Source organism: Clostridium ljungdahlii (genome assembly GCF_001636845.1).
GTDB lineage: Bacteria > Bacillota > Clostridia > Clostridiales > Clostridiaceae > Clostridium_B > Clostridium_B ljungdahlii_A.
Genome location: NZ_LITT01000001.1, coordinates 38724 through 65633 on the forward strand (window position 1 = coordinate 38724; position 26910 = coordinate 65633).

Annotated in this window: 23 protein-coding genes, 1 pseudogene and 1 riboswitch; of the genes and pseudogenes, 23 read left to right on the forward strand and 1 reads right to left on the reverse strand. The window is 32.1% G+C overall.

Annotated features, from left to right (window positions below):
• Window positions 1–105: 105 nt before the first annotated feature.
• The 20 genes and pseudogenes from cwlD to WY13_RS00385 all read left to right on the forward strand — a co-directional run bounded on the left by cwlD (window position 106) and on the right by WY13_RS00385 (window position 22249).
• Window positions 106–741 (forward strand): N-acetylmuramoyl-L-alanine amidase CwlD, encoded by a 636-nt coding sequence (gene cwlD / locus WY13_RS00290; RefSeq protein ID WP_242866291.1) that lies wholly within the window; start codon window positions 106–108, stop codon window positions 739–741.
• A gap of 821 nt (window positions 742–1562) precedes the next feature.
• A complete protein-coding gene (locus WY13_RS00295; RefSeq protein WP_063553726.1) occupies window positions 1563–2975 on the forward strand; it encodes an amino acid permease in 1413 nt (470 codons plus the stop codon).
• Window positions 2976–3384: 409 nt separating this feature from the next.
• A complete protein-coding gene (locus WY13_RS00300; protein ID WP_063553727.1) occupies window positions 3385–4362 on the forward strand; it encodes a GntR family transcriptional regulator in 978 nt (325 codons plus the stop codon).
• A 131-nt stretch (window positions 4363–4493) separates the two neighbouring features.
• On the forward strand, window positions 4494–4898 hold the full coding sequence (gene glmS, locus WY13_RS00305; RefSeq protein ID WP_063553728.1) for a methylaspartate mutase subunit S: 405 nt from the start codon (window positions 4494–4496) through the stop codon (window positions 4896–4898).
• A gap of 60 nt (window positions 4899–4958) precedes the next feature.
• Window positions 4959–6371 (forward strand): methylaspartate mutase accessory protein GlmL, encoded by a 1413-nt coding sequence (gene glmL, locus WY13_RS00310; protein WP_063553729.1) that lies wholly within the window; start codon window positions 4959–4961, stop codon window positions 6369–6371.
• Between the two features lie 21 nt (window positions 6372–6392).
• Complete coding sequence (locus WY13_RS00315; protein ID WP_063553730.1) at window positions 6393–7850, forward strand: methylaspartate mutase subunit E; 1458 nt, start codon at window positions 6393–6395, stop codon at window positions 7848–7850.
• A 36-nt stretch (window positions 7851–7886) separates the two neighbouring features.
• Window positions 7887–9128, forward strand: coding sequence for a methylaspartate ammonia-lyase (locus tag WY13_RS00320; RefSeq protein WP_063553731.1), 1242 nt, complete (start codon window positions 7887–7889; stop codon window positions 9126–9128).
• 217 nt (window positions 9129–9345) lie between these two features.
• Window positions 9346–10188 carry a fumarate hydratase gene (locus tag WY13_RS00325; protein ID WP_063553732.1) on the forward strand — a complete coding sequence of 281 codons (843 nt, stop codon included), beginning with the start codon at window positions 9346–9348 and terminating at the stop codon, window positions 10186–10188.
• Between the two features lie 63 nt (window positions 10189–10251).
• Complete coding sequence (locus tag WY13_RS00330; RefSeq protein WP_063553733.1) at window positions 10252–10818, forward strand: Fe-S-containing hydro-lyase; 567 nt, start codon at window positions 10252–10254, stop codon at window positions 10816–10818.
• A 90-nt stretch (window positions 10819–10908) separates the two neighbouring features.
• Window positions 10909–11172 carry a citrate lyase acyl carrier protein gene (gene citD / locus WY13_RS00335; RefSeq protein ID WP_013240647.1) on the forward strand — a complete coding sequence of 88 codons (264 nt, stop codon included), beginning with the start codon at window positions 10909–10911 and terminating at the stop codon, window positions 11170–11172.
• 13 nt (window positions 11173–11185) lie between these two features.
• Entirely contained in the window at window positions 11186–12058 is an 873-nt protein-coding gene (locus WY13_RS00340; RefSeq protein ID WP_063553734.1) for an HpcH/HpaI aldolase/citrate lyase family protein, read from the forward strand.
• A 64-nt stretch (window positions 12059–12122) separates the two neighbouring features.
• Complete coding sequence (gene citF / locus WY13_RS00345; RefSeq protein ID WP_063553735.1) at window positions 12123–13664, forward strand: citrate lyase subunit alpha; 1542 nt, start codon at window positions 12123–12125, stop codon at window positions 13662–13664.
• Between the two features lie 33 nt (window positions 13665–13697).
• Window positions 13698–14738: a [citrate (pro-3S)-lyase] ligase gene (citC, locus tag WY13_RS00350; protein ID WP_063553736.1), complete on the forward strand. Its 1041-nt coding sequence runs from the start codon at window positions 13698–13700 to the stop codon at window positions 14736–14738.
• A gap of 12 nt (window positions 14739–14750) precedes the next feature.
• Window positions 14751–15443 (forward strand): tetratricopeptide repeat protein, encoded by a 693-nt coding sequence (locus tag WY13_RS00355; protein ID WP_063553737.1) that lies wholly within the window; start codon window positions 14751–14753, stop codon window positions 15441–15443.
• Between the two features lie 196 nt (window positions 15444–15639).
• Window positions 15640–16941 (forward strand): annotated as a pseudogene (ptsP, locus tag WY13_RS00360) (phosphoenolpyruvate--protein phosphotransferase); the annotation flags it as partial.
• Window positions 16942–17073: 132 nt separating this feature from the next.
• A complete protein-coding gene (ptsP, locus tag WY13_RS00365; protein ID WP_063553738.1) occupies window positions 17074–18687 on the forward strand; it encodes a phosphoenolpyruvate--protein phosphotransferase in 1614 nt (537 codons plus the stop codon).
• 194 nt (window positions 18688–18881) lie between these two features.
• Window positions 18882–19640, forward strand: a complete 759-nt coding sequence (locus tag WY13_RS00370) for a DUF4652 domain-containing protein (RefSeq protein WP_063553739.1) — start codon at window positions 18882–18884, stop codon at window positions 19638–19640.
• The gene (locus tag WY13_RS00375; RefSeq protein ID WP_063553740.1) at window positions 19633–20865 is read left to right on the forward strand and encodes a tetratricopeptide repeat protein; all 1233 of its coding nucleotides are present in this window, start codon (window positions 19633–19635) and stop codon (window positions 20863–20865) included. Before WY13_RS00370 ends, WY13_RS00375 begins: the two co-directional genes overlap by 8 nt.
• A gap of 111 nt (window positions 20866–20976) precedes the next feature.
• Complete coding sequence (gene trxA, locus WY13_RS00380) at window positions 20977–21294, forward strand: thioredoxin (protein WP_063553741.1); 318 nt, start codon at window positions 20977–20979, stop codon at window positions 21292–21294.
• A gap of 97 nt (window positions 21295–21391) precedes the next feature.
• Window positions 21392–22249, forward strand: a complete 858-nt coding sequence (locus WY13_RS00385) for an NAD(P)/FAD-dependent oxidoreductase (protein WP_063553742.1) — start codon at window positions 21392–21394, stop codon at window positions 22247–22249.
• A gap of 43 nt (window positions 22250–22292) precedes the next feature.
• Here WY13_RS00385 and WY13_RS00390 read toward each other — a convergent pair whose 3' ends face one another.
• Complete coding sequence (locus tag WY13_RS00390; RefSeq protein ID WP_063553743.1) at window positions 22293–22817, reverse strand: cell wall hydrolase; 525 nt, start codon at window positions 22815–22817, stop codon at window positions 22293–22295.
• Window positions 22818–22819: 2 nt separating this feature from the next.
• Window positions 22820–22947, reverse strand: a riboswitch (cyclic di-AMP (ydaO/yuaA leader).
• Window positions 22948–23082: 135 nt separating this feature from the next.
• Between WY13_RS00390 and cdaA the strand changes: the two genes are divergently transcribed.
• From cdaA to WY13_RS00405, 3 genes are read left to right on the forward strand one after another with little or no spacing between them, the layout of a single operon-like run.
• Window positions 23083–23934: a diadenylate cyclase CdaA gene (gene cdaA, locus WY13_RS00395; RefSeq protein WP_063553744.1), complete on the forward strand. Its 852-nt coding sequence runs from the start codon at window positions 23083–23085 to the stop codon at window positions 23932–23934.
• Window positions 23901–25157, forward strand: a complete 1257-nt coding sequence (locus WY13_RS00400) for a CdaR family protein (RefSeq protein WP_063553745.1) — start codon at window positions 23901–23903, stop codon at window positions 25155–25157. The genes cdaA and WY13_RS00400 overlap by 34 nt, the downstream gene beginning before the upstream one ends.
• On the forward strand, window positions 25147–26745 hold the full coding sequence (locus WY13_RS00405) for an NAD(P)/FAD-dependent oxidoreductase (RefSeq protein WP_063553746.1): 1599 nt from the start codon (window positions 25147–25149) through the stop codon (window positions 26743–26745). Before WY13_RS00400 ends, WY13_RS00405 begins: the two co-directional genes overlap by 11 nt.
• Window positions 26746–26910: the final 165 nt, after the last annotated feature.

Consider the following 26910-nt stretch of genomic DNA (forward strand, 5'->3'; position numbering starts at 1 on the left):
GGTAAATATATATTAAGGCTCTAAATAATTATAAGGAGTGGGTGTATATTGAACATAAAAAAAGCAAGAGTTATATTGTTGATATTGATAATATGCAGCATAAATATGGTATGTCCATCTTTAGTATTAGGTAATGAAAATGTTACTAAAGAAAGTAGCACTATACTTATAGATCCTGGGCATGGAGGGATAGATAGTGGAGCGATATCAAAAGATGGAATAATGGAAAAGGAAATAAATTTAAAAATAAGTAATAAACTTAAGGACAAGTTACTAAAAGAGAAGTTCAAAGTTGTTATGACTAGAGAAAAAGACGAGGGTCTGTATACAGATGATGGTAGAATAAGAAAAAAGAAGGTTGAAGATTTAAATAATAGGTGTGAATTGAAAAAAAGTACAAATTGTAATATGTTTATAAGTATACACTTAAATATGTTCCCTCAGGCTAAATACTATGGAGCCCAAGTGTGGTATTCTAAAAATGAGAATAGTAAAAAGTTAGCTTATATTCTTCAAAAAAATTTGGTAAATGATCTTGACAAGAACAATAATAGAAAGGAAAAAGCAGCAAAAAACTGTTATAAGGTACTTAGATGTGAAGATACTAGACCTTCTGTACTTGTAGAATGTGGATTCCTATCTAATGCTCAGGAAAAAAGTAAATTGATTACAGATGAATATCAAAATAGAATAGCAGATTCTATAGCTAGGTCAGTGAAAGAATATTATTCTTCTAATTAAATATCAACTAAAATAAAGTGGATTTTGTGATAGGAGCAAAGTCTACTTTATTTTTGCCCAATTAGAAGTGATTTTCATTTTGACAAATGTACTGTCAAAATGAGTTTTATTTCTAAAATAAAAGTGAACAGTGTACTGTAGAGGCTATAGAAATGAAAGAAGATAGATTTTTATATTAGGGACGCAGTGGCATCCTGAAATGTTAGAAGAAAAACATGGTGAACAACTCTTTATTTTTAGGGCATTTATAGAGGCATGTAGAGAAAACAAGATGTCTAGAAAAAGTAAGGTTACTATGGCTTAATTGTATATTTTATGTATAAAGTATATTTAAGTATAATTATGTAGTTTTAGATATATTTAAGTATAAAATGTAAATATGTCATATTGTCAAGCAGTATGGCAGGAAATATTTACTCATTATTATGTTATGCTAATTAATATAAAGTAGCATACAGGTTTTAGGCAGGATAGTGGAATAATATGTATAGTTCAATGTATGAGATAAGAGAATTTATATAAAATTTAATAGAGACGACAAGTTCGGTTATTGAATTTGATATTTATATTGTAGATAGCCATTTAGTAAGGGTTGCAGCAAGTGGATTATTCAAAAAATCAATTGGGCAAGCTCTTCCTAAGGGATGTGCCAATGACTATGTTATTAAAAATGGTAAGCCTTTAATCATTGACAGTCCCAATGGTAATACTTTTTTAGCAAAACAGAGGATTGCAAAAGAGTTAGGAATAAGTGTGTCTACGTTATATAGAGATATAAGGAGATATGACTTATAAATATAAAAATAAAGGGAGGATTTTACATGGGCAATGAAAATTCTGGTTTACATGAAGATCTCAATCGTGGATTGGAAGAAAGGCATATTCAGTTAATAGCACTGGGTGGTGCTATTGGAGTTGGATTATTTTTAGGATCTGCAACTACTATTAATATGGCAGGACCTTCAATTCTACTGGATTATGCCATAGGTGGAATGATTTTATTTTTTATCATGCGAGCACTTGGTGAAATGTCAGTGGAACAGCCGCTTGCAGGCTCTTTTAGTGCTTATGCTAATGAGTATATAGGACCACTTGCGGGTTATTTAACAGGATGGACTTATTGGTTAAATTGGATTTCATGTTGTATGGCAGAAATTACGGCTATTGGTATTTACATAAATTTTTGGTTTCCATCAGTTCCAAGGTGGATATCTGCTTTTGTAGCACTTGCTTTAATGATAACTGTAAACTTAACTAATGTAAAAGCTTATGGAGAATTTGAATTTTGGTTTGCAATTATAAAAGTTGTTGCTATTATTGCCATGATAATTTTAGGCTTAATTGTGGTATTTACTGGAATAGGAAATGGAGGAAAGATAGTAGGATTTAGAAACTTATGGAGTAATGGAGGATTTTTCCCCAATGGAATAAAAGGTTTACTAAAGGCACTTCCACTAGTTACTTTTGCTTTTTTCGCAACTGAACTTATAGGAATTACGGCAGGAGAAGCAAAAAATCCTGAAAAAACCATACCATCAGCCATTAATAAGGTTTTTTGGAGAATTTGCATATTTTATATTGGATCATTAACAGTAATTATGTCACTTTATCCTTGGAATAAAATAGGAACAATAGGAAGTCCTTTTGTTTTAACATTTAATAAAATAGGAATTAAAGCTGCAGCTGGAATTATAAATTTTGTTGTACTTACTGCAGCACTGTCTTCATGCAATAGTGGTATTTATACCACAGGACGTATGGTATATAATTTATCTCTTCAAGGAGGAGCCCCTAAAATATTTAACAAGCTTAGTAGTACAAAAGTACCTAAGAATGCAATATTAGGTTCTGCAGCATGTATGCTTATAGGTGTTATACTTAATTATTTTCTTCCAGCACAAGTATTTACATATATTGCATCTGTTGCAACTTTTGCAGGGCTTTTTGCCTGGTTTATGATTGTACTTGGACAAATGAAATTTAGAAAAACTCTCACACAAGAACAAATAAAAAAATTGAAGTTCCCAGCTAAAGGATATCCTTATGTAAGTTATATTAGTTTGGCATATCTAGTATTTGTATTTATAATGATGGCATTTAATCCAGATACTTTAATAGCAGTTGTATTAGGACCTATTTGGATAGCAGGTTTAATTATATGTTATTATGCATTTGGGATTAATAAAAATGTAACTAAAAAAAAGGATGATGTTTTTCAGGGAAATAATAATTAAATAAAAAATCTAACATATCTACACTGAAAATCTATACTGAAAAAATTATATTCCCCAATATTTACAGTAAAATAGCCTTTATAGAGGGATAATTTTAAGAATTGCATATGGATATGCAATTCTTAAGGGGGAATTGTTCAAATCTTTTATTTCAGGAGACATTTCTCAAAATTGGACTTTATGTTCGCGTTAAGTAAAATTGGACTAATTAATGGCAGCCATCCTTAAATTTAGACTAATTGAAGAAGCATTTTATTTAGTCTCTAATCCTCTAAAAACACATTCTGAAAACAATTTCATAAGAATTTTCTGAAAATTGAAAGTTAACAAAAAGCTATTGATTTTAATCTTGCATTATGGTACCCTTTAGGTAAAGTAATGGATTAATCCATTAATCCAATAATTTGAGGTGATTGCCATAAACATTAAAATAAATAAAGATAGTGGAGTACCATTATATTTACAAGTAAAAAGCCAAATAATGGATTTAGTTAAAGGTAACCTCATTAAGGTAGGCGAAAAAATGCCTACAGAAAGAGAATTATCTGAAAAACTTAATGTAAGTAGAAATACTATAAGCACAGCTTATAATGAATTAGAACAGGATGGCGTTTTAAAATCTTACCAGGGACGAGGAACTTTTGTAGCAGAAGAAGCGAATCCTTGGAAAGTTCAAAATACAAAGGAAAAAATAACAAAGTTTATAGATCTTGCGTTTGAAGAAGCTATTGAATCGGGTATAGATCCAGATGTATTTTTAGAAGTTGTCACTCAAAGAATAAGGGAAAAGAAAGAACTTATAAGTAAAATTAGTGCAGTATATGTGGAATGTAATATAGAGCAATCTAGAATGTTTAGTAAACAGCTTATGGAAAGCACGGACATGAATATAGTACCTTTTACTCTTGATGACATAAGGAATATAAGCAGCGAAACTAGGGAGATTATAGAAAAAAGCCAAGTTATAATAGCAACTTTTAACCATGTGAATGAAGTAATTAAACTAACGGAAGGATTACACAAAGAAGTAATAGGTGTAGCCATAAATGTAGATTTGGCAACAATAGTTAAGATTGCTAGGTATCCTAGTAATACTAGATTTGCGTTTGTATGTATTTCTAAGGAGTTTATGTTTAAAGCAAGAGGAGCACTTGAAAGAGCAGGGCTTGGAGATATTGATATTCAATTTACTAATACTTTTAATGATCAGGAACTTGAAAAAGTTATAAATAATGTAGATATATTGATAGTTTCACCAGGAAGATATAAAGATGTTGAGTCGCATAATGTGGACAAGAAGCATATAATGAGATTTTTATATAATCTCGATGATAATTCAATTAAAGATCTAAAATCAAAAATAGTTGAACTCAACCAAAATAATTAAGCTAAAGTATGCAAATTGACATTTAATAAGATTGAAAATAAATAATATTATTTATTTTTTAATATATGATTAATGTATGTTAATAAAGATTTTAACTAATTGGTATTTATGCAATTTGGAGGTGTTTTATAATGAAAACCATAGTTTTAGGAGTAATTGGCTCTGATTGTCATGCAGTTGGAAATAAAATATTAGATCATGCCATTACGGAAGCTGGATTTAACGTAATAAATATAGGAGTTCTTTCACCACAAGAAGATTTTATAAATGCTGCAATTGAAACGAAAGCAGATGCTATTTTAGTATCATCACTTTATGGACATGGAGAAATGGATTGCAGGGGACTTAGAGAAAAATGTGATGAATCAGGTCTTAAAGGTATACTGATTTATGCAGGTGGAAATTTAGTGGTTGGAAAACAAAAGTGGGAAGATGTATATAATAAATTTAAGAGTATGGGATTTGATAGAATATATCCACCAGGAACGTTACCTGAAATTACAATTGATGATTTGAAAAAAGATTTAAATGTATAAAAGTAATATAAAAATAATCTAATTATTGAATCCTCTTTATGAGAACAGAGGTGGTTAATTATGAAAGGATATTTGCTTATAGATTTTGGAAGTACCTATACAAAGCTGACAGCTGTAGATATAGAAAACGAAGTGATTTTGGGTACAGCTAAAGCTATAACTACAGTGGAAGATGACATAATGATAGGTTTTAATAGGGCCTATACAGAATTACAAAGTAAATTAAAAGATAAAAAAGTTGATTTTGTAAAGAAACTAGCATGTTCGTCTGCTGCAGGTGGACTAAAAATGGTTGCTATAGGACTTGTACCAGAGCTTACTGCTGAAGCTGCTAAAAGGGCAGCACTTGGTGCTGGAGCAAGAGTTATGCATGTTTATAGTTATGATTTGAGTTCAAAAGAGATGGAAGAGATAAAAAATTCAAAGCCAGACATGATACTTTTAGCCGGTGGAACAGATGGAGGAAATAAAGAGTGTATAATTGGCAATGCTAAATTGCTAGCTAAAAGTGGAATGGATATTCCAATAGTTGTAGCAGGAAATAAAGTAGCAGAAGATGAAATATCAAAAATATTAGAAGATGCAGGAATGTTTTATAAAGTAGCTGAAAATGTGATGCCTAAGCTAAATACTTTGAATGTTGAACCAGCCAGAGAAGAAATAAGAAAAATATTCATGGAAAAAATAGTTGAAGCTAAAGGTATGAAAAATGCTGAAAAATATATAAATGGTATCTTTATGCCTACACCAGCTGCTGTATTAAAAGCTGCCAGAACTTTGAGTCTTGGAAGTGATAAAGAAGAGGGCATAGGTGATTTAGTAGTAGTAGATATAGGTGGAGCTACTACGGATGTACACTCTTTGGCTGACGGAGAACCTACAAAACCAGCAGTAACTTTAAGAGGATTACAGGAGCCTTTTGCAAAGAGAACTGTAGAAGGAGACTTGGGAATGAGATATTCCGCAGTGTCCTTGTGGGAAGCTGCCAGTACTAAAAGGGTACTCAAATATTTAGATGATAAAAGCATAGATATAGAGGCTGGCTGTAAATATAGAAGTGAAAATATAAAAATGATTCCTGATAATGAAAGGGATATAAAATTTGATGAAGCAATGGCAAAGGTAGCTACAGAAATGGCTATGGAAAGACACGTTGGAGTTTTAACTAGTGTGTATACCCCTTGTGGAGTTGTGTATTCTCAGATAGGAAAAGACCTTTTGAATACTAAATATCTCATAGGAACAGGTGGAGTATTGGTTCACAGTGAGAATCCTGAAGAAATATTGAAAGCAGGAATTTTTACGACAGAAGATCCTATGCATTTGAAACCAAAGAATCCAGAGTATTTAATAGATAGAAGTTATATATTATCTGCTATGGGACTGCTTTCAGAAGAGTATCCGGATATAGCAGTTAGAATAATGAAAAAATATTTAGTTAACACTAAAAAGATATGTTGTATAACAAAATAGAAAATATAAGGGGGTAAAGATATGGAACTTAAAAATAAAAAATGGTCAGAAGAACAATTTTTTAAAGTTAGAGAAGAAGTTTTAAGTCAATGGCCAACAGGTAAGGAAGTTGATCTTAAGGAAGCAGTAGATTATTTAAAGAAATTACCTGAGCATAAAAGCTTCTCTAAAAAGTTAATAAAGGCAAAAGAACAGGGAATTACTTTAGCCCAACCAAGAGCTGGAGTTGCACTTATAGATGATCATATTAAATTATTAAAACATTTACAAGATGAAGGAGGAGCTGATCTCCTTCCAACAACTATAGATAGTTATACGAGACAAAATAGATATGATGAATGTGAAGTAGGTATAAAAGAAAGTAAAGCTCAGGGAAGGTCACTTTTAAATGGATTCCCAGGAGTAAATCATGGAGTTAAGGGATGTAGGCAAGTAGTAGAAGCATTGGATTTACCAGTACAGGCTAGACATGGTACTCCAGATTCAAGACTTTTAGCAGAAATAATTCATGCAGGTGGATTTACTTCAAATGAAGGAGGATGTATATCCTATAATGTGCCTTATGCAAAGAATGTTTCAATAGCTAAGTCACTTGTAGATTGGCAGTATTGCGATAGATTAGTTGGGTTTTATGAAGAAAATGGAGTATCTATAAATAGGGAACCGTTTGGACCGCTTACAGGAACATTAGTACCACCAAGTACTTCAAATGCAGTAGCTATAATAGAGGGGTTACTTGCAGCAGAACAGGGTGTTAAAAATATAACTGTAGGATATGGCGAGTGTGGTAATTTAATTCAGGATGTAGCAGCTATGAAAGCATTAGAACAGCAGATAGATGAATATTTGAAAAAGTATGGATACAATGATGTTTATATAACTACAGTATTTCATCAGTGGATGGGAGGATTCCCTGCAGATGAAGCAAAAGCTTTTGGAGTTATATCTACAGGAGCAGCTACAGCAGCCCTTGCAGGAGCAACAAAAGTTATAGTTAAGACACCTCATGAAGCTATAGGAATCCCTACTAAAGAAGCTAATGCAGCAGGAATAAAAGCTACAAAAATGGCTTTAAATATGTTAAGTGGACAAAGACTTCCTATGTCAAAAGATCTGGAAGATGAAATATCAGTAATTAAAGCAGAAGTAAAATGCATATTGGATAAGGTATTTGAACTTGGAAAGGGAGATTTAGCTGTAGGAACAGTAAAGGCATTTGAAACTGGAGTTATAGATGTACCGTTTGCACCAAGTAAATATAATGCAGGCAAGATGATGCCAGCAAGAGATAATACAGGAGCAGTTAGATATTTGCACTTTGGAAATGTTCCTTTTAATCAGGAATTAAAAGACTTTAATCAGAGAAAGTTACAGGAAAGAGGAAAATTTGAAAATAGAGAAGTAAGCTTTCAAATGACTATAGATGATATATTTGCAGTTGGACAGGGAGTGCTTATAGGAAGACCAAAAGAAAAATAATTAAAAAAACAGTTTAATTTTCAAGGAGGACTTAAAATGAAAATAGTTGATGTAATTTGCTCAGAAGGAAAAACAGGATTTTATTTTGATGATCAGAGAGCTATAAAAAAAGGAGCTAAACATAATGGATTTACTTATGTAGGCGAACCTGTAACAGATGGATTTGCTAAAGTTAGACAGGCAGGAGAAGCTATATCTGTAATGCTAGTACTAGAAGATGGACAGGTAGCTTATGGTGATTGTGCTGCTGTTCAATATTCAGGTGCAGGTGGAAGAGACCCATTATTTTTAGCTAAAGATTTTATACCAGTTATAGAAAAGGAAATAGCTCCAAAACTAATAGGAAGAGAATTAGATGAGTTTAAGTCACTAGCAGAAGAATTTGATAGTATGAAGGTAAATGGTAAGAGACTTCATACAGCTATAAGATATGGTATAACACAAGCTATATTAGATGCTGTAGCAAAATCAAAAAAAATAACAATGGCAGAAGTTATAAGAGATGAATATAATCCAAAGGGTGAAATAAAGAGAGTCCCAATATTTACACAATCCGGCGATGACAGATATGATAACGTAGATAAGATGATAATAAAAGGTGCAGATGTTATGCCACATGCCCTTATAAACAATGTAGAAGAAAAGCTTGGAATGCATGGAGAAAAACTTTTAGAATATGTTAAGTGGCTTAGAAATAGAGTAATAGAGCTTAGAACTTCTGAAGATTACAACCCAATATTCCACATTGATGTATACGGAACTATAGGTATAGCCTTTAAATATAATACAAAAGCTATGGCTGATTATATAGCTTCACTTGCAGAAACAGCAAAACCATTTCATTTGAGAATTGAAGGACCAATGGATGTAGAAGATAGACAAAAACAGATGGAAGCTCTGAGGGATTTAACAGCAGAAATAGATAGAAGAAAAATAGATGTAGAATTAGTAGCAGATGAATGGTGTAATACAGTAGATGATGTTAAATTCTTTACAGACAATAAAGCAGGTCATATGGTTCAAATAAAAACTCCAGATTTAGGTGGAGTTAACAATATAGCTGATGCCATCATGTATTGTAAAGATCATGGTATGGGAGCTTATTGTGGAGGAACTTGTAATGAAACAAACAGATCCGCAGAAGTTACAACCAACATAGGAATGGCCTGCGGTGCAAAACAAGTTATTGCAAAACCAGGTATGGGTGTAGATGAAGGATATATGATAGTTAATAATGAAATGAATAGAGTAGTTGCATTAGTAAATAGAAGAAAATAGAAAATATATGAAAATAGAAAATATATGAAAAGGCGGTTTTTTAAACTGCCTTTTCATATATACTTTATTGGATCTAAAATATATTTTATTAATTTTTAGATGTATTTTAGTAATTAAAAATTAGTATACGTAAAACGAGTTGATTTTTCGCTTTGAAACCTTATATAATGAGCTTGTTATACATTAAAAATACAATTAAGGAGAATGGTGTTAAATTATGAGAGAAGTAGATGTATCCACTATAACAAAAGCTGTTAGAAATCTCTGTATAGATGCCAATTATTATCTTTCGGAGGATGTTAAGAAAAAGATAAAAGAATGTGAAGAGGAAGAAAAATGGCCTACTGCAAAAGACATTTTAGGTAAAATACTTGAAAATATAGATATATCTAAAAATGAAGATGTGCCTATGTGTCAGGATACAGGAATGGCTTGTGTATTTGTAACAATTGGCCAGGATGTTCATATAGTAGGAGGAAGTTTAGAAGACGCAATAAATAAGGGAGTAGGCCAGGGATATGTAGAAGGGTATTTAAGAAAATCTGTAGTCTCCGATCCTATAAATAGAGTTAATACTAAGGATAATACTCCTGCAGTGATATATTATGAAATAGTTCCAGGAGATAAACTTAACATAAAAGTGGCGCCTAAGGGATTTGGATCAGAAAATATGAGCCAGATAAAAATGCTTAAACCAGCAGATGGACTTAAGGGTGTTAAAGATTTTGTAATAAAGGTAGTAAAGGACGCAGGACCAAATCCATGTCCTCCTATGGTTGTAGGAGTGGGTATAGGAGGAACTTTTGACAAGGCTGCAAATCTTGCAAAAAAAGCTCTTGTAAGACCATTATCTGAAAGAAATGAAAACAAGTTTTATTCAGATTTAGAAAATGAACTTTTAGACAAAATAAATTCTATTGGTATAGGACCTCAAGGGCTAGGAGGAAAGACTACAGCTCTTGCAGTAAATATAGAAACTTATCCTACGCATATAGCAGGATTACCTGTAGCCGTAAATATAAATTGCCACGTTACAAGACATAAGGAAATAGAGTTGTAATATTAAATTTTAGTTTGAAATTCAGAGAGGAGTTGAAAAGCCGTTTTATTTAACGGCATATATATGGAAAAAAAGATAACTACTCCGTTAACGGAAGAAAAGGTTAAAACTTTAAAAGCAGGGGATAGTGTTTTAATATCAGGGACAATATATACTGCTAGAGATGCTGCTCATAAGAGATTGGTTGAGTTATTAGATGAAGGTAAATCCCTTCCTATAAATATAAAAGATGAAATAATATATTACGCAGGACCAAGTCCTGCAAAACCAGGGCATGTAATAGGTTCAGCAGGACCAACAAGTAGTTATAGAATGGACCCATTTGCACCAAGATTGCTTGATATAGGGTTAAAGGGAATGATAGGAAAAGGCCTTCGTTCAAAAGAAGTTATAGAATCCATGAAGAAAAATAAGGCTGTTTACTTTGCAGCAATAGGCGGGGCTGCAGCACTTGTAGCAAAATCCATAAAGAAAGCAGAAGTAGTAGCTTATGAAGATTTGGATTCTGAAGCTATAAGAAAATTAGAAGTAAAAGACCTACCTGTAATTGTAGTAATAGATTCAGAGGGCAATAATTTATATGAATCAGGACGAAAAGAGTACTTGGACTCTGTGGGCCAGTCTAAGTAAGATTCATTGATAGATTTTAGAAGCAAACAATTGATGTGGATTATGCTGCCATTATGCAGGATAATCCATATTTTAAGGAGGTAACATTTTATGAAAATAAATAAACCAGCAAAGGCAGGTACTCTTGAGTCAAATGATATACTCATCATGGTAATGCCAAATGACAAGGATGGTATAGAACTTGAACTTGAGAGTGTAGTTATGAAACAATTTGGGAAACAAATAAAAAAGACCATATTAGATAAAGTAAATGAGCTGGGAGTAAAAAGTGCGGTGATAAAAGCTCAGGATAAGGGAGCACTGGACTATACTATTAAAGCAAGAGTTGAAACAGCTTTGAGAAGAGCATTATAGAGAGGTGATTGTAATGAAAAAATTGAGAAGAACAATGCTTTTTATGCCGGGAAACAATCCAGGTATGCTTCAAAATGCACCTATACTTGGAGCAGATTCTGTCATACTTGATTTGGAAGATGCAGTAAGTCTTACAGAAAAAGATAGTGCAAGATTACTTGTAAAAGAAGCTATTTGTAATATAGATTATTCTAAGGTAGAACTTGTAGTCAGGGTAAATCCTTTGGATACAGAATATGGACCAAAGGATATAGACACTATAGCTAGAGTTAAACCTGATTCATTAATGATTCCAAAGGCAACAGAGAAACAATTAGAGGAAATAGATAAAATATTAACTGGCATAGAGGAAGAAGAATCATTTGAAAAAGGTTCAATAAAGTTAATACCTATAGTTGAAACTGCCTATGGACTTGAAAACGTATATAACATAATAAACTCATCAAAAAGAGTGGCAGCTGTACTGTTAGGAGCAGAAGATTTGACTTCTGACTTTGGAATAAAGAGAACAAAGGAAGGTCAGGAAATATTCTATGCAAGAAATAGGGTTTCTACAGCTTGTAGGGCAGCTAGGGTAGATGCTATAGACACACCATTTACAGATACAAATGATTATGAAGGATTGAAAAAAGATACAACAACAGCGAAAAAGTTAGGATTTACAGGAAAGGCAGCTATAAATCCAAGACAAATTGACAGCATACATGAAGTATTTGCACCTGCAAAAGAAGAAATAGACCATGCTGTTAGAGTACTAAAAGCAAGAGATGAAGCACAACAAAAAGGACTTGGGGTATTTTCATTAGATGGGAAAATGGTAGATGCTCCAGTAATAAGCAGGGCAGTAACTACTGTAGAACTAGCAAAATTACTTGGATTTATTTGATGCCAAGAATTCTGTTTATCTGATTGGATAAATTAAGAATAATAAGTAGAAATGAGGGATTACAGTGAGAAATTCAGTCGGAAGAGAAGTTCCTGATTACATAGAAGGTTATGGAAAGGTAAAGCCTTTTGAAGGTGCCTTTGCAAACTATGGAATAAGGGAAAAAGCAGGAGTAAAAATAAAAAGTGTAAAACCTGGAGAAAATAAGGTATTAAATAGTATAGATGAAGTACTAGATAAGATAGAATTAAAAGATGGAATGACTGTATCATTTCACCACCATTTGAGAAATGGAGATTTTGTACTTAACAATGTAATATATGCACTTGCCAAAAGAGGAATAAAGGATATAACTGTAGCAGCAAGTAGTATATTTCCAATACATGAGCCGCTGGTAGAGCATATGAAAAATGGAGTAGTTACCCAGATTATAGCGGATTATATATCAGGACCAGTAGCAGAAGCAATATCAAAGGGATATTCAAAGAAACCTTCAATCATGATGACCCATGGTGGAAGACCAAGGGCAATTGAAAGTGGTGATCTTCATATAGATGTGGCATTTATTGGTGCCCCTACAGCAGATACTTATGGAAATGTAAATGGAGTGTATGGTAAATCTGCTTGTGGATCTCTCGGATATGCAATAGCAGATGCCCAGTATGCAGATACAGTTGTGGCAGTTACAGATAACTTAGTACCTTATCCTGCATGTCCAATAGAAATAAGTCAGGAATATGTAGATTATGTAGTAAAAATGGATTCCATAGGAAACCCTGAAGGAATAGTATCAGGAACTACCAGGATAACAAAAGATCCTGTAGGACTTAAAATAGCAAAGATGGCTTCAAAGGTAATAGAAGCATCAGGGCTTGTAAAAGAAGGAATGTCTTTTCAGACAGGAGCAGGAGGAACTTCTCTTGCAGTAGCTATGGAATTAAAAGATATAATGAAGAAAAAAGAAGTTACAGGCAGTTTTGCAGCAGGAGGAATAACAGGATATATAGTTGATATGCTTCAAGAAGGACTGTTTAGAAACATTTTTGATGTACAGTGTTTTGACTTAAAAGCAGTGGAATCTTATAGAGACAATCCAAAACATCAGACAATGTCAGGTTCTATGTATGGCAATCCACATAACAGAGGATCAGTAGTAAATAATCTAGATGTGATGATATTAGGAGCTACAGAAATAGATACAGATTTTAATGTAAATGTAACAACAGGATCAGATGGTATGATAATGGGAGGCTCAGGTGGGCACAGCGATACTGCAGCAGGAGCAAAGCTTGCCATAGTTGTTACAAATCTTATAAAGGGCAGACTGCCAATAATAAAGGACAAGGTAACTACAGTAACCACACCAGGAGAAAGTATAGATGTGGTCGTAACAGATAGAGGAATAGCAGTAAATCCAAAAAGAGAAGATTTAATAGAAAAATTAGAGAAAGCTAATTTGCCAGTTATGACTATAGAAGAATTAAAGGAAACAGCTGAGAAGATGACAGGAAAACCAGAAGATATAAAAACTTCTGATGAAATAGTAGCAGTAGTTGAGTATAGAGATGGAACTGTAATTGATGTAGTTAGAAAAGTTATATCTTAATTTTATAAAAAGATGGGAAGGAAGGATGAGGTTATGTACGATTTATCCCTTGAAAGTATAGATTTGAGTTCGGAGCAGGAAAAAGATGAGGTAATTTGCTTTTTACAAAAGTTTAATTTGACGCTGGACGAAGATGTAGACTACACTGTAGCACTTAGAGACAATAATAGAAATATAAAGGCAACTTGCTCCAAGGCAGGAAACATATTCAAATGTTTTGCAGTGTCAGAAGACATGAGAGGGGAAAACTTAACTTCATCACTTATATCCCATTTAATTGACAAGAGTTTTAATGAGGGAATATTTCATAATTTTATATTTACAAAACCAGATAGAATCAATGTATTTACTTCTTTAAATTTTAAACTTTTATATAGGGCAGAAAAAGCTGCCCTTTTAGAATATGGTATATATAATATAAATAAATTTTTAGATAGTATAGGTAAAAAATATTCTATAGACAATAGTATAGAAAGTACTGCTTTAGTGATGAATTGCAATCCTTTTACAAAAGGACACAGGTATTTGATAGAGGAAGCTGCTAAAAACTGTAATCAGGTTTTATTGTTTTTGGTGGAGGAGGATAGATCTGACTTCCCATTTTCTGATAGATATACTATGGTAAAAACAGGAACACAAGATTTAAAAAATGTTAAAGTAATTCCAGCAGGAGAATATATTATATCTGAGGCTACATTCCCCAACTATTTCATAAAAAAAGCAGATGAAAGATTACAGGCTTATGAAGAAATAGACAGCGGCATATTTGGGAAGTATATTTGTAAGAGGTTTAATATAAAAAAAAGATTTGTAGGAAAGGAACCTTATTGTGAGGTTACTAGCACTTACAATGAAGCCTTGAAAAAAATTATGCCTACCTATAATGTAGAGGTTGTAGAAATTGAAAGAGAAAAGTATAATGGAGAATATATAAGTGCTTCTAAGGTAAGGGAGCTTTTATGTGCAGGTAGAATGGATGTAATAGAGAAAATTGTTCCACAATCTACCTGGAAATTTTTAAATTCTGATAGAGGAAGAGACATTATAGAGAATAGGCTTCATAAGCTTTTTTAGGGGGAGAAGTAGATGGCTCTTAAAAATAGAAAAAGAATGGGTTCCAGATTATTCGGAAAGTTTTCTTTAAAGACTAAAGTGATAATATTTTGTGTTCTTTGTATCATTTCCATAGCCTTTATAGGAAAAGACATCTATGTGAATAAAAAAAATGAAAACGTTATACAAAAATCTAATAATATAACAGAAAATTCAGTTATAAAACCTGCAGATGGGAAAAAAGATGAAGAGAAAAAATATGATGAAGCACAAAATTTTTTTAGCAATAAAAAGTACTCTGATGCTATTGCCAAAGCAGATGAAATTATAAATGAGGATAAGGAATTTTATAAAGCCTATAATATAAAGGGTATAGCATTATGTTACAGTAATAATTATGAAGAAGGTATGAAAAATATAGATAAAGCACTTGAAATCAACTCTAATTTTGGATACGCCAGGTTCAATAAAGCTCTGGCTTATGAACTTTATGGCAAATACGATGATGCACTTAATTGGTATGATAAAGATTTGGAGATAGAAAAGTATATTTGGAGTTATTATGGAAAGGCTAGCATATATGGCAGACGGGGAGATGTTGAAAATACAGTTAAATTTTTAAAAATAGCCGTAGATATGTCACCAGATATTAAGTCTATTGCTAGAGAAGAGAAGGATTTTGATCCTGTAAAAGATTCAAGTCAATTTCAAGATTTAATTAGATAGATACTATTTATGCATAACTTAGACAGCTATTTTCCAAATTGTAATATTTTGTATTAAAATGGTTAATTTATAGTACATATATTTAAAAATTTTTAAATATGAGGTATAATTATGTATAAAAATAAATGTTTAAATCAAGATTAACATAGATTTATATACAACTTTGTATAAATACACAATTTTAGGAGGAAAATAAATGAAAAAAGGTATATCGGCTTCTAAAGGTTATGCAATAGGAAAGGTAGTTGTAAAAAGGAAAACTAAAATAAATATAGAGAAAAGGCATATAGATGATGTGATACAAGAAAAGGAAAGATTTCAAAAAGCCCTTGAATTATCAAAAAGTCAATTGGAAAAAATTAAAGCAAAGGCTGAAAAAGAGGTAGGCAAAGATAAGGCGGAAGTATTTGAAAGTCATATCATGCTTTTAGATGATGTAGAATTTGCAGGTGCAGTAACAGTAAAGATAGAAAATGATCATGTGAATGCAGAGAGTGCACTTTATGATATAGTAGATTTATATATGAAAACCTTTCAGGCTATGGAAGACGAGTATATGAGAGAACGTGGAGCAGATATAAAAGATGTAGGTAGTAGAATACTTGCAAACCTTACAGGTAACAACTCTTCCATAATTGACATGGAAAATAATACGGTAGTTGTAGCTCATGACTTAACTCCTTCAGATACAGCACAGCTGGATAAGAGTAAAGTAATAGCCTTTGTTACAGACATTGGAGGAAGAACTTCTCACAGTGCAATTATGGCTAGAACCCTTGAAATACCAGCAGTAGTTGGCTTAAACGATATAACAGATTTAGTCAAAGATGGAGATATTATTATAGTAGATGGAGTAGAGGGTGAAGTTATAATAAACCCAGATAAAGATACTTTAGATACTTATAAGATAAAAAAAGAAAATTATAAAAAAGAAAAAGAAAAACTTAAAGCTTTAATAGATGTAGAAGTATTCACAAAATATGGAAAGAAAGTAGAGGTTTTTGGAAACATAGGTAAGCCAGAGGATGTAGATCAGGTGCTAAAAAATGGCGGCGAGGGCATAGGACTTTTTAGAACCGAATTTTTATATATGGATAGGGACAGTATGCCTGGAGAAGAGGAGCAATTTAATGCTTATAAAACTGTAGTGGAGAAAATGGGTAAAAGACCTGTAATTATAAGAACATTAGATATAGGAGGAGATAAAAAGCTTTCCTATTTACCTGTACCAGAGGAAATGAATCCTTTCTTAGGGTATAGGGCCATAAGGCTTTGTCTGGACAGAACGGATATATTTAAAGTCCAGCTAAGAGCTCTTTTGAGAGCATCTGTTTTTGGAAATTTAAGAATAATGTTTCCAATGATAAGTTCTTTGGAAGAAGTTCTAAAGGCCAAGGAAATATTAAAAGAGTGTATGGATGAACTTACTAAAGAGGGAAAGAGTTTTAATAAGGATTTACAAACAGGAATAATGGTAGAAATACCTGCAGCGGCAGTAAATTTATAGTACATATATTTAAAAATTTTTAAATATGAGGTATAATTATGTATAAAAATAAATGTTTAAATCAAGATTAACATAGATTTATATACAACTTTGTATAAATACACAATTTTAGGAGGAAAATAAATGAAAAAAGGTATATCGGCTTCTAAAGGTTATGCAATAGGAAAGGTAGTTGTAAAAAGGAAAACTAAAATAAATATAGAGAAAAGGCATATAGATGATGTGATACAAGAAAAGGAAAGATTTCAAAAAGCCCTTGAATTATCAAAAAGTCAATTGGAAAAAATTAAAGCAAAGGCTGAAAAAGAGGTAGGCAAAGATAAGGCGGAAGTATTTGAAAGTCATATCATGCTTTTAGATGATGTAGAATTTGCAGGTGCAGTAACAGTAAAGATAGAAAATGATCATGTGAATGCAGAGAGTGCACTTTATGATATAGTAGATTTATATATGAAAACCTTTCAGGCTATGGAAGACGAGTATATGAGAGAACGTGGAGCAGATATAAAAGATGTAGGTAGTAGAATACTTGCAAACCTTACAGGTAACAACTCTTCCATAATTGACATGGAAAATAATACGGTAGTTGTAGCTCATGACTTAACTCCTTCAGATACAGCACAGCTGGATAAGAGTAAAGTAATAGCCTTTGTTACAGACATTGGAGGAAGAACTTCTCACAGTGCAATTATGGCTAGAACCCTTGAAATACCAGCAGTAGTTGGCTTAAACGATATAACAGATTTAGTCAAAGATGGAGATATTATTATAGTAGATGGAGTAGAGGGTGAAGTTATAATAAACCCAGATAAAGATACTTTAGATACTTATAAGATAAAAAAAGAAAATTATAAAAAAGAAAAAGAAAAACTTAAAGCTTTAATAGATGTAGAAGTATTCACAAAATATGGAAAGAAAGTAGAGGTTTTTGGAAACATAGGTAAGCCAGAGGATGTAGATCAGGTGCTAAAAAATGGCGGCGAGGGCATAGGACTTTTTAGAACCGAATTTTTATATATGGATAGGGACAGTATGCCTGGAGAAGAGGAGCAATTTAATGCTTATAAAACTGTAGTGGAGAAAATGGGTAAAAGACCTGTAATTATAAGAACATTAGATATAGGAGGAGATAAAAAGCTTTCCTATTTACCTGTACCAGAGGAAATGAATCCTTTCTTAGGGTATAGGGCCATAAGGCTTTGTCTGGACAGAACGGATATATTTAAAGTCCAGCTAAGAGCTCTTTTGAGAGCATCTGTTTTTGGAAATTTAAGAATAATGTTTCCAATGATAAGTTCTTTGGAAGAAGTTCTAAAGGCCAAGGAAATATTAAAAGAGTGTATGGATGAACTTACTAAAGAGGGAAAGAGTTTTAATAAGGATTTACAAACAGGAATAATGGTAGAAATACCTGCAGCGGCAGTAAATTCAGATGAACTTGCAAAGTATGTGGACTTTTTCAGTATTGGAACTAATGATTTAATACAATATACTTTAGCGGCAGATAGGATGAATGAAAAAGTAGCTTATCTCTACAATCCAATGCATCCAGCAGTTTTGAAACTTATAAAGATGACCATAGAGGCTGCACATAAACAGGGAAAAATATGTGGAATGTGTGGAGAAATGGCTGGAGATGAAAATGCCGTTGAAACTTTAGTAGAATACGGATTAGATGAATTCTCCATGAGTGCTTCCTCTATATTAAAGGCAAAAGAACTTATAATGAAAAAGTAATATTAAAAACTACTGGTAGAATAGCATACCAGTAGTTTTTAGCATAGAATTATTATGGTATAATTTAATTAAATATTAAGTCAGTATGATAAAAAATAATCTAGCATACTGACTGGTTATTAATTTGAAAATGCCTAAGACTGCACAGCCCGAAAAATAACAATATAATTTTATATAGGGAGGATATATTATATATGAAAAATAATAGATTGAATTTTATAATGTGTTCATTATTAGTTATTTTTACTTTAGGACTTACAGCCTGTTTTAACAGCAAAGGCAATTCTACTTCCACTCAAAGCAGCGGTAGTATTAATAGTAAAAAAATAGACTCCAGCAAGGTATCTAACAATAAAGAAACTCAAAAGCCAAAGGAGGAAACGAAAACTTCTTCTACTGCTGTTAAAAATTCAAGTGAAATAAAATTTATAAAGCAAGAAATGGATAATAATTCTACAGTTAGTTTTAACACTACCTGGAAAAGTAACAAAAATGGAAGTTATAATGCTTGTATAGAAGGAAAAGGCAGTGAGGCACTAGAAGAGGGTACAGGGAAAATAATCGTAAAAGATCCCCAGAAAGTTTATAGTTTCCAAATTGAAAACAATGCTAAATTATCTCCGAAATACTTGGAATGGGCTGATGATAAAAATTTATTGGTGGTTATAGGATATTCAAATGGATCCATTTCAAAAGGCGGAGACCTTTATATGCTAAATGTAGATACGGAGGATAATGAAATCTTAATAAAGATGCCAAGTAAAAAACAACAGATAATGTCTGCAGAGAAAAATGGAGATATTGTAAATCTAAAAGTCAATGTATATGACGATGATGTGTATAATAAATGTCATGTAGAGAATTGGACTATAAATTCTTTTAGCACAAATTTAAATAATAAGATGGAAGTTAAAAATTCTAATGGGAAAGTGGTATATACGATAAATGGATAAGTCTCAGAAAATATATAATAAGGCTCTAAAAAAATATAATGATGGGTATATAGATAAGGCAATAGAACTTTGTGAAGAAAGTATATCTTTAAATATAAAAAATAGGGCATCTATTAATCTTAAGGGACTTTTATTTTATCTTAAAGGTGATTTAGATAAAGCTCAAAAACTTTGGAAGATGAACCATCAAGTTAATGGAGATGGAGTTTCAGAAAAATATCTCGGTTCTTTAAAGGAAGATGATGTTCGATTCAGTTTGTATGTAAAGGCTTTAAGGTTAATTAGAGAATTAAAAATAAATGAAGCACTTAAGTTACTTGAACAGTGCTCTGAAAGTGATTTTAATTATATTAAAGTAAATAATTATAGTGCCCTTTGTTATATAAAAAAGGGAGAGTATAAAAATGCACTGGAAAAATTAAACAATGTGTTAAAAGTTGATATAAAAAATGATGAAGCTAAAAAGACCATGAAGCTGCTTGAAGATTTAAATGTAGTAAAGAAAAAGTTTCCACTTAGAAAGGTAGTTTGTATTTCAGCAAGTATAATATGTTCGGTAGTTTTAATTGTATTAATTTTTAATGGTGTCAAAAACAAAAATTTGTTTAATAAAAATGTTGCAAAAGTAAAAACTTCTGCTATTAAGAATAGTGGACAAAAGGCTTCAGGTATAAGTAATAAGACCAAACCAAAAGCTGAAACCACTAAAGAAGTTTTTCCACAGGAAAAATTTAAAGGTTATTTGCAAAATAAAGATTATGATTCTATATATATAGAGGTTAAAAAGTGGAAAGATAAACAATTAAGTACTGATGAAGGAGCACTTCTTTCAGAAGGTTCCAATCTTTTAAAGCAAGACGGATCTGCTTATTTTTATAAATTGGGCACCAATTATTTAAATAGTAAAGATTATAATAATGCCAAAGCTTATCTCACAAAAGCTTATGAGTTTGGAAGTGAAAATTATCTTTATGCTGACATAGTATATATGCTTGCTACAACTTTAGATTCCTCAGGAGATACCAAAAATGCTATAAATTATTATATTCAATATGATAAAAGCTTTTCTGATGGAGATTATGAAGAAACCGTATTGTACAGGCTCGCCGTTATATATAAAGATACGGATAAGTCACAAGCAAAAAAATATGCTCAAGGTTTGGTAGATAAATATCCTAATTCAATTTACAATAATTCTATAATAAGTAATTTGATAAATGACTAAAATTTTTATTTTTTCATTAAATTTATAGACTAAAAACGTTGACCTAGTAGATAATATATTATAAAATATAATTAAAGATAATACCCCTACGGGGTATAAGGAGGGCAAATAATGGTAGAGGAAATAAAAGATCAAAATTTTTCACAATCAATTGAAAATGCACCTACTCCTGTAGTTGTAGATTTCTGGGCTTCATGGTGTGGACCATGTAAAATGCTTTCTCCTGTAATAGAAGAAGTTTCAGATGAGTTGGGGGAAAAGGCAAAATTCTTTAAGTTAAATGTAGATGAGAATCCTGTTACAGCAGCACAATTTAAAATTGCAAGTATTCCAACTGTAATGGTATTTAAAAACGGAAATATGGTAGATAAATTTGTTGGATTCAGACCAAAGGATGCAATAAAAGATGCTTTAAAAAAACATATATAGTTTAAACTCTGTTTACCCGATAAAATGACAAATTGACAATTTAGTTAATTTGTCATTTTAACTATTGAATTAGAAAACAAAAACTGGAGGTGGTAGTATGGGCACTAGATATGATATTGCTATAGTGGGCAGCGGTCCTGCGGGACTGTCAGCAGCAATTAATGCAAAAATAAGAAATAAGAATATAATTATTTTTGGAAGCAGCGAGCTCAGTGGTAAATTGATAAAAGCACCTAAAATAGATAATTACCTGGGACTTCCTGGTATAACAGGAATGCAATTAAAAGATAGATTTCAGCAGCACGTGGCAAACATGGAGATAAATATAACTTATGAAAGAATAAATACCATATATGCTATGGGGCAATATTTTGGTGTTGCAGTAAATGAAAAAATGTATGAAGCAAGTGCAGTTATATTGGCAACTGGCATTGAATATACAAAAGCATTAAAAGGAGAAGAAGAATTCCTTGGCAGGGGAGTTGGATATTGTGCTACCTGTGATGCACCACTTTATAAAGGAAAAGTTGTTACTATAATAGGGTATAATAAAGAAGCTGAAGTAGAAGCCAACTATGTAAATGAACTGGCTAAAAAGACATACTATATACCAATGTATAGAGAAAGCTTAAATTTAAATGAAAATATAGAAATAGTAAGAGATAAGGTTGTAGAGATATCTGGAGGAAATAAAGTAGAAAAGGTAATTTTGAAAAGCAAGGAAATAGTTACAGATGGAGTGTTTGTTTTAAAAGATAGCATAGCACCAGATAAATTGGTACCGGGACTTATTATGGAAAATGGACACATAAAAGTAGATATGGATATGCAGACTAATATTGAAGGTTGTTTTGCAGCAGGAGATTGTGTGGGAAGACCGTATCAGTATATGAAAGCCGCAGGACAGGGACAGGTAGCATCACTAAATGCTGTCTTTTACATTGACAAAAATTAATTAAAAAAGCCCTTCATCTTTAAAAAAGATGAAGGGGCTTTTTTTAATTAGCTACAAAAAATACATGATGCCCTATGGTTCTCATATTTCTTTTATCTATGTTTTTCATCCATTGAGATGTGGCTATTTGGGGATTATAAAAGAAAATAGATTTACCTGAAGGATCTATACCCTTTAGAGCCTGAGAAACTGCACTATAACTGCTTTCATTTGGAGATGCATTTATAGTACCATTTTTGACACAGGAAAAAGCACCCTTTTGTTTTATAACACCTTCTACTGTCTTTGGAAACTCAGGGTATTTTAATCTGTTTAGTATTACGGAAGCTACTGCTACCTGGCCTTCAAAGGGTTCTGAATTGCTTTCAGCATAAACAACTTTGGCCATTAAATCAACATCATTCTGAGTTATATATATCTTTTGATCAGAGTAATTAAACACTTGCACGACTTCTTCCTGGCCATTAAATAAATTGGAACTGGTACTGTCGAAATTCTTTGCAGTTACTTTAGAAAAAGGAATAAGTAACAGTAAAGAAAAAAGTATTAAACAAAAAATTTTTTTCAATCTAATCCTCTCCTTATTACCGACGGGGTTAGCTGACGGGTTCGGTAAAGGCATAACCTACGTAAATACGATTCACCCCAATGTTACTGGTTTCCCCGTGTTTTTAGTAAAACTTAGGCTAATGATATTGTACCCATATAAAAAAATAAAATACGATAAAAATGTATTTTATTAAAATTTTATAAAATAATTTATTACGTGATATAAACAATATCAAATAGTGTATAATTTAAATATATATTTTATTGACAGGGTGGTGAGATGGGTGGAATTATTGCAAATGGCAGCTAATTCAATAAGGAATATAAGTATATCTTCTGTTATGGATATACTAGTAGTATCATATATACTCTATAAAGGATACATGCTTATAAAAGAAACTAGAGCTGAACAGCTTTTAAAGGGAATTGTACTCATAATATTTCTTATACCAATAAGCAGCTTTTTTAATTTAACTATGCTCAACTGGATACTTACCAAGACTTTGACTATAGGCGTCCTTTCTATTGTTATTATATTTCAACCGGAAATTCGTCGGGCACTAGAACAGTTAGGAAGAACTGCTTTTAATGATAAGCATATTTTAGAGGACGAAGAGACTATGGAAAAGGTTATAACAGAGATTGCAAATTCAGTAGGCAATTTATCTGAAAGCAAAACAGGGGCACTTATTGTGATAGAACAAGTTACTGGACTTGGAGATATAATAAATACCGGTACTAAGATAGATGCTTTGGTATCGTCTGCACTTCTAGAAAACATATTTGTTGTAAATACTCCACTGCATGATGGGGCAACTGTAATAAGAAATAATAGAATAGTTTCAGCAGGATGTTTTTTGCCGCTTACTAGTAATAACGATTTAAATAAAAAGTTAGGCACGAGACATAGGGCTGCAATTGGTATATCAGAGAATTCCGATGCACTTATCATAGTGGTTTCAGAAGAGACTGGTACTATTTCTCTTGCCATGAATGGAAAGATTATAAGGAATTATACAAAGGATAGGCTGAAAAAAGTTCTTATAAATATAATGAAAAATAGATTTCAGAAAAAGAGTACATGGAGAGAGAGGGTGATTGGGTGGAAAGAAAAAATAAAAGGGACCAAATCCTAATAAAAATATGCTGTGTAATAGCGTCATTTATTCTATGGCTGTACATATTCAACATAGAAGATCCTATGAGGGAAAGAAAGATTGTGGTACCTGTTACCATAGTGAATAAAGACGCACTTGCTCAATCGAAACTTGTACAAATAGATAATCAATCTGCTACTATATCTCTTTTAATAAAAGGTAATGCTTCCAATGTATACTCAGTAAAACCATCAGATTTTAAATTACAATCAGATTTAAGTGCCTATGTTATGAAAAAAGGGGGAAATAATATACCTGTAGAAGTAAAAAAAAGCCCTGATAACGTAAGTATATTAAACAATGAAAATTTGTGGATAAAGGTACAACTTGATGAATTAAAACAGAAAAGTGTGCCTGTAAGAATAGGAGTAGTGGGTAAACCAAAAGAAGGATACTATGCATTAGATCCTGTCTTAAATACAGACAAAGTGGAAATAAGCGGAGCAGCAGATGCGGTAAATAGTGTAAAGTATGCTGCAGCGGCATGTGATGTAAAATATGCTGGAAGTGATGTAAATACATCTGTTAAGCTTCAGGCTCAGGACTCATTTGGAAATGTGGTAAAGGATGTTACTATAAATCCATCCCCCATTAAAGTTACTGTACCCATAGGAAAAGTAAAGACTGTACCTGTAAACGTAAAAATTCAAGGAAATACAGCAAATGGAGTAGTTCCTAATTCAATAGTAAGTAATCCAGATAAAGTAGATGTGTCCGGGGATGAAAATGTAATAAAGAGCATAAGTAGTTTAGATACAGAGCCGGTTGATTTAAGTAAAATTGGTAGTTCAGGTAGCATAGAAGTTAAGCTAGTAGTACCTAAAGGGGTAAAATTAGTTAATAACTCAGGTAAGGTAGAATTAAATGTAAATATAAATAATCAGGCTGCAGCTTCTTCCGATAAAAGTGGCCAAAAGACAATGAACCTTAATATACAGGTTAGAAATTTAAATGCTGGGTATACGGCTAGCTTAGGCAGTAACAGTGTATCTGCAGTATTTAATGGATCTACTAATAATATAGATAGTCTAAATGAAAATAATATAAGTTGTTTTGTGGATGCAAGTTCTCTATCAGAAGGCACTCATACGGTAAATGTAGTTGTATCTATGCCTCAGGGAGTGTCTTTAGTATCACAAGACCCACAAAAAATTAGTATAGAAATTAAGAAAAAAACGTCGGAGGGACAAAATGGCAATTAGAATAAATAATTTAAGCATAAACATAGATGAAAGCATAGATGAATTAAAAAATAAAGCTGCAAAAAAGCTTAAGATAGGTGAGAAGGATATTAAGAAGTTTAAAATACTTCGAGAGTCTCTGGATGCCAGAAGAAAAAACAATATAAGGTTTAACTATTCTGTTGAATTAACCTGTGATGGAGAAAGAAAAGTTGTATCAAAAATTAGAGATGGGAATATAAAGATAGAAGAAGAGGTAGTAGAAGAAAAATTAATTTTAGGTACAAAAAAAATGAAATATCGACCTATAGTTGTTGGCATGGGACCTGCAGGTATGTTTGCAGGTCTCTTGCTGGCGGAAAATGGTTATAGGCCAATCATAATAGAGCGGGGACAAAAAGTTGAAGATAGAACAAAAACTGTAGATGAATTCTGGAAAAATGGAAAGCTAAATTTGGAATCCAATATACAGTTTGGAGAAGGTGGGGCAGGGACATTTTCAGATGGAAAATTAACTACCAGGATAAAAGATGAGAGATGCCAATTTATATTGAAAGCTTTTGTAAAGTATGGAGCTCCAGAAGAGATTATTTATAATGGAAAGCCCCATTTGGGAACGGATAATTTGAAAATAATCGTAAAAAATATAAGAAATAGAATACTTGAATTAGACGGAGATATACTATTTGATAGTAAGTTGGATAATTTAATAATAGAGCATAAAAAATTAAAGGCAGTATTAGTAAATGGAAATGAGATAGGCTGCGACAATTTAATATTAGCTATAGGGCATAGTGCAAGAGACACCTATGAAATGATATTAAGAAAAGATGTTGTAGTAGAACCTAAGGCGTTTGCTATAGGAGTTAGAGTAGAACATTCCCAGCATATGATAAATGTAAATCAATATGGAAAATTTGCAGACCATCCTAAATTAAAAGCTGCAGATTATAGGCTAGCTTATAATAGTAAAGAGGGAAGAGGAGTCTACAGTTTTTGTATGTGCCCTGGAGGGGAAGTAATTGCGGCAGCTTCAGAGGAAAATAGGCTTGTAACAAATGGAATGAGTTACTATAAAAGAGATTTTGAAAATGCAAATTCTGCAGTAGTTGTAACTGTAGGAGAAAAGGATTTTGAAGGAAATTCTCCTCTAAGAGGAATGGAATTTCAGAGGCATTATGAGAACCTGGCCTATAAGTTAGGAGGAGGAAATTATGCTGCTCCAGTACAGTTAATTAAAGATTTTTTAAATGACACGGTATCAAATAAACTTGGAGAAGTAAAACCTACTTACAAACCTGGATATGAATTTAGAGATCTTAGAAAGTGTTTGCCATCCGCTGTTTCATCTGCATTAAAGGAAGGATTTATTGATTTTGAAAAAAAGATAAAAGGGTTTTCTGAAGGTGATGGTGTAATGACAGCCATTGAAAGTAGAACTTCATCTCCAATAAGAATGATGAGAAACAGTAACTTTGAGAGTGTATCTTTAGAAGGATTATATCCTTGTGGAGAAGGTGCAGGCTTTGCAGGAGGTATAATATCAGCGGCAGTAGATGGATTAAAAACTGCAGAGAGTATAATACAAAAATACAGTCCACTTTTATAAATATAATTAAAAATTAATAGTTATTGAGGATTTTCTTTCGTTAATATTGTAGAAAATCTTCATTACAAGTATTCTAAATTTAGCTTGCTAAAAATTGCGTTGTGGAAAAATTTTTAATGTAATATAATAAAAGATGAATATTTTAAAAGTAAGAGAGGAGCACAG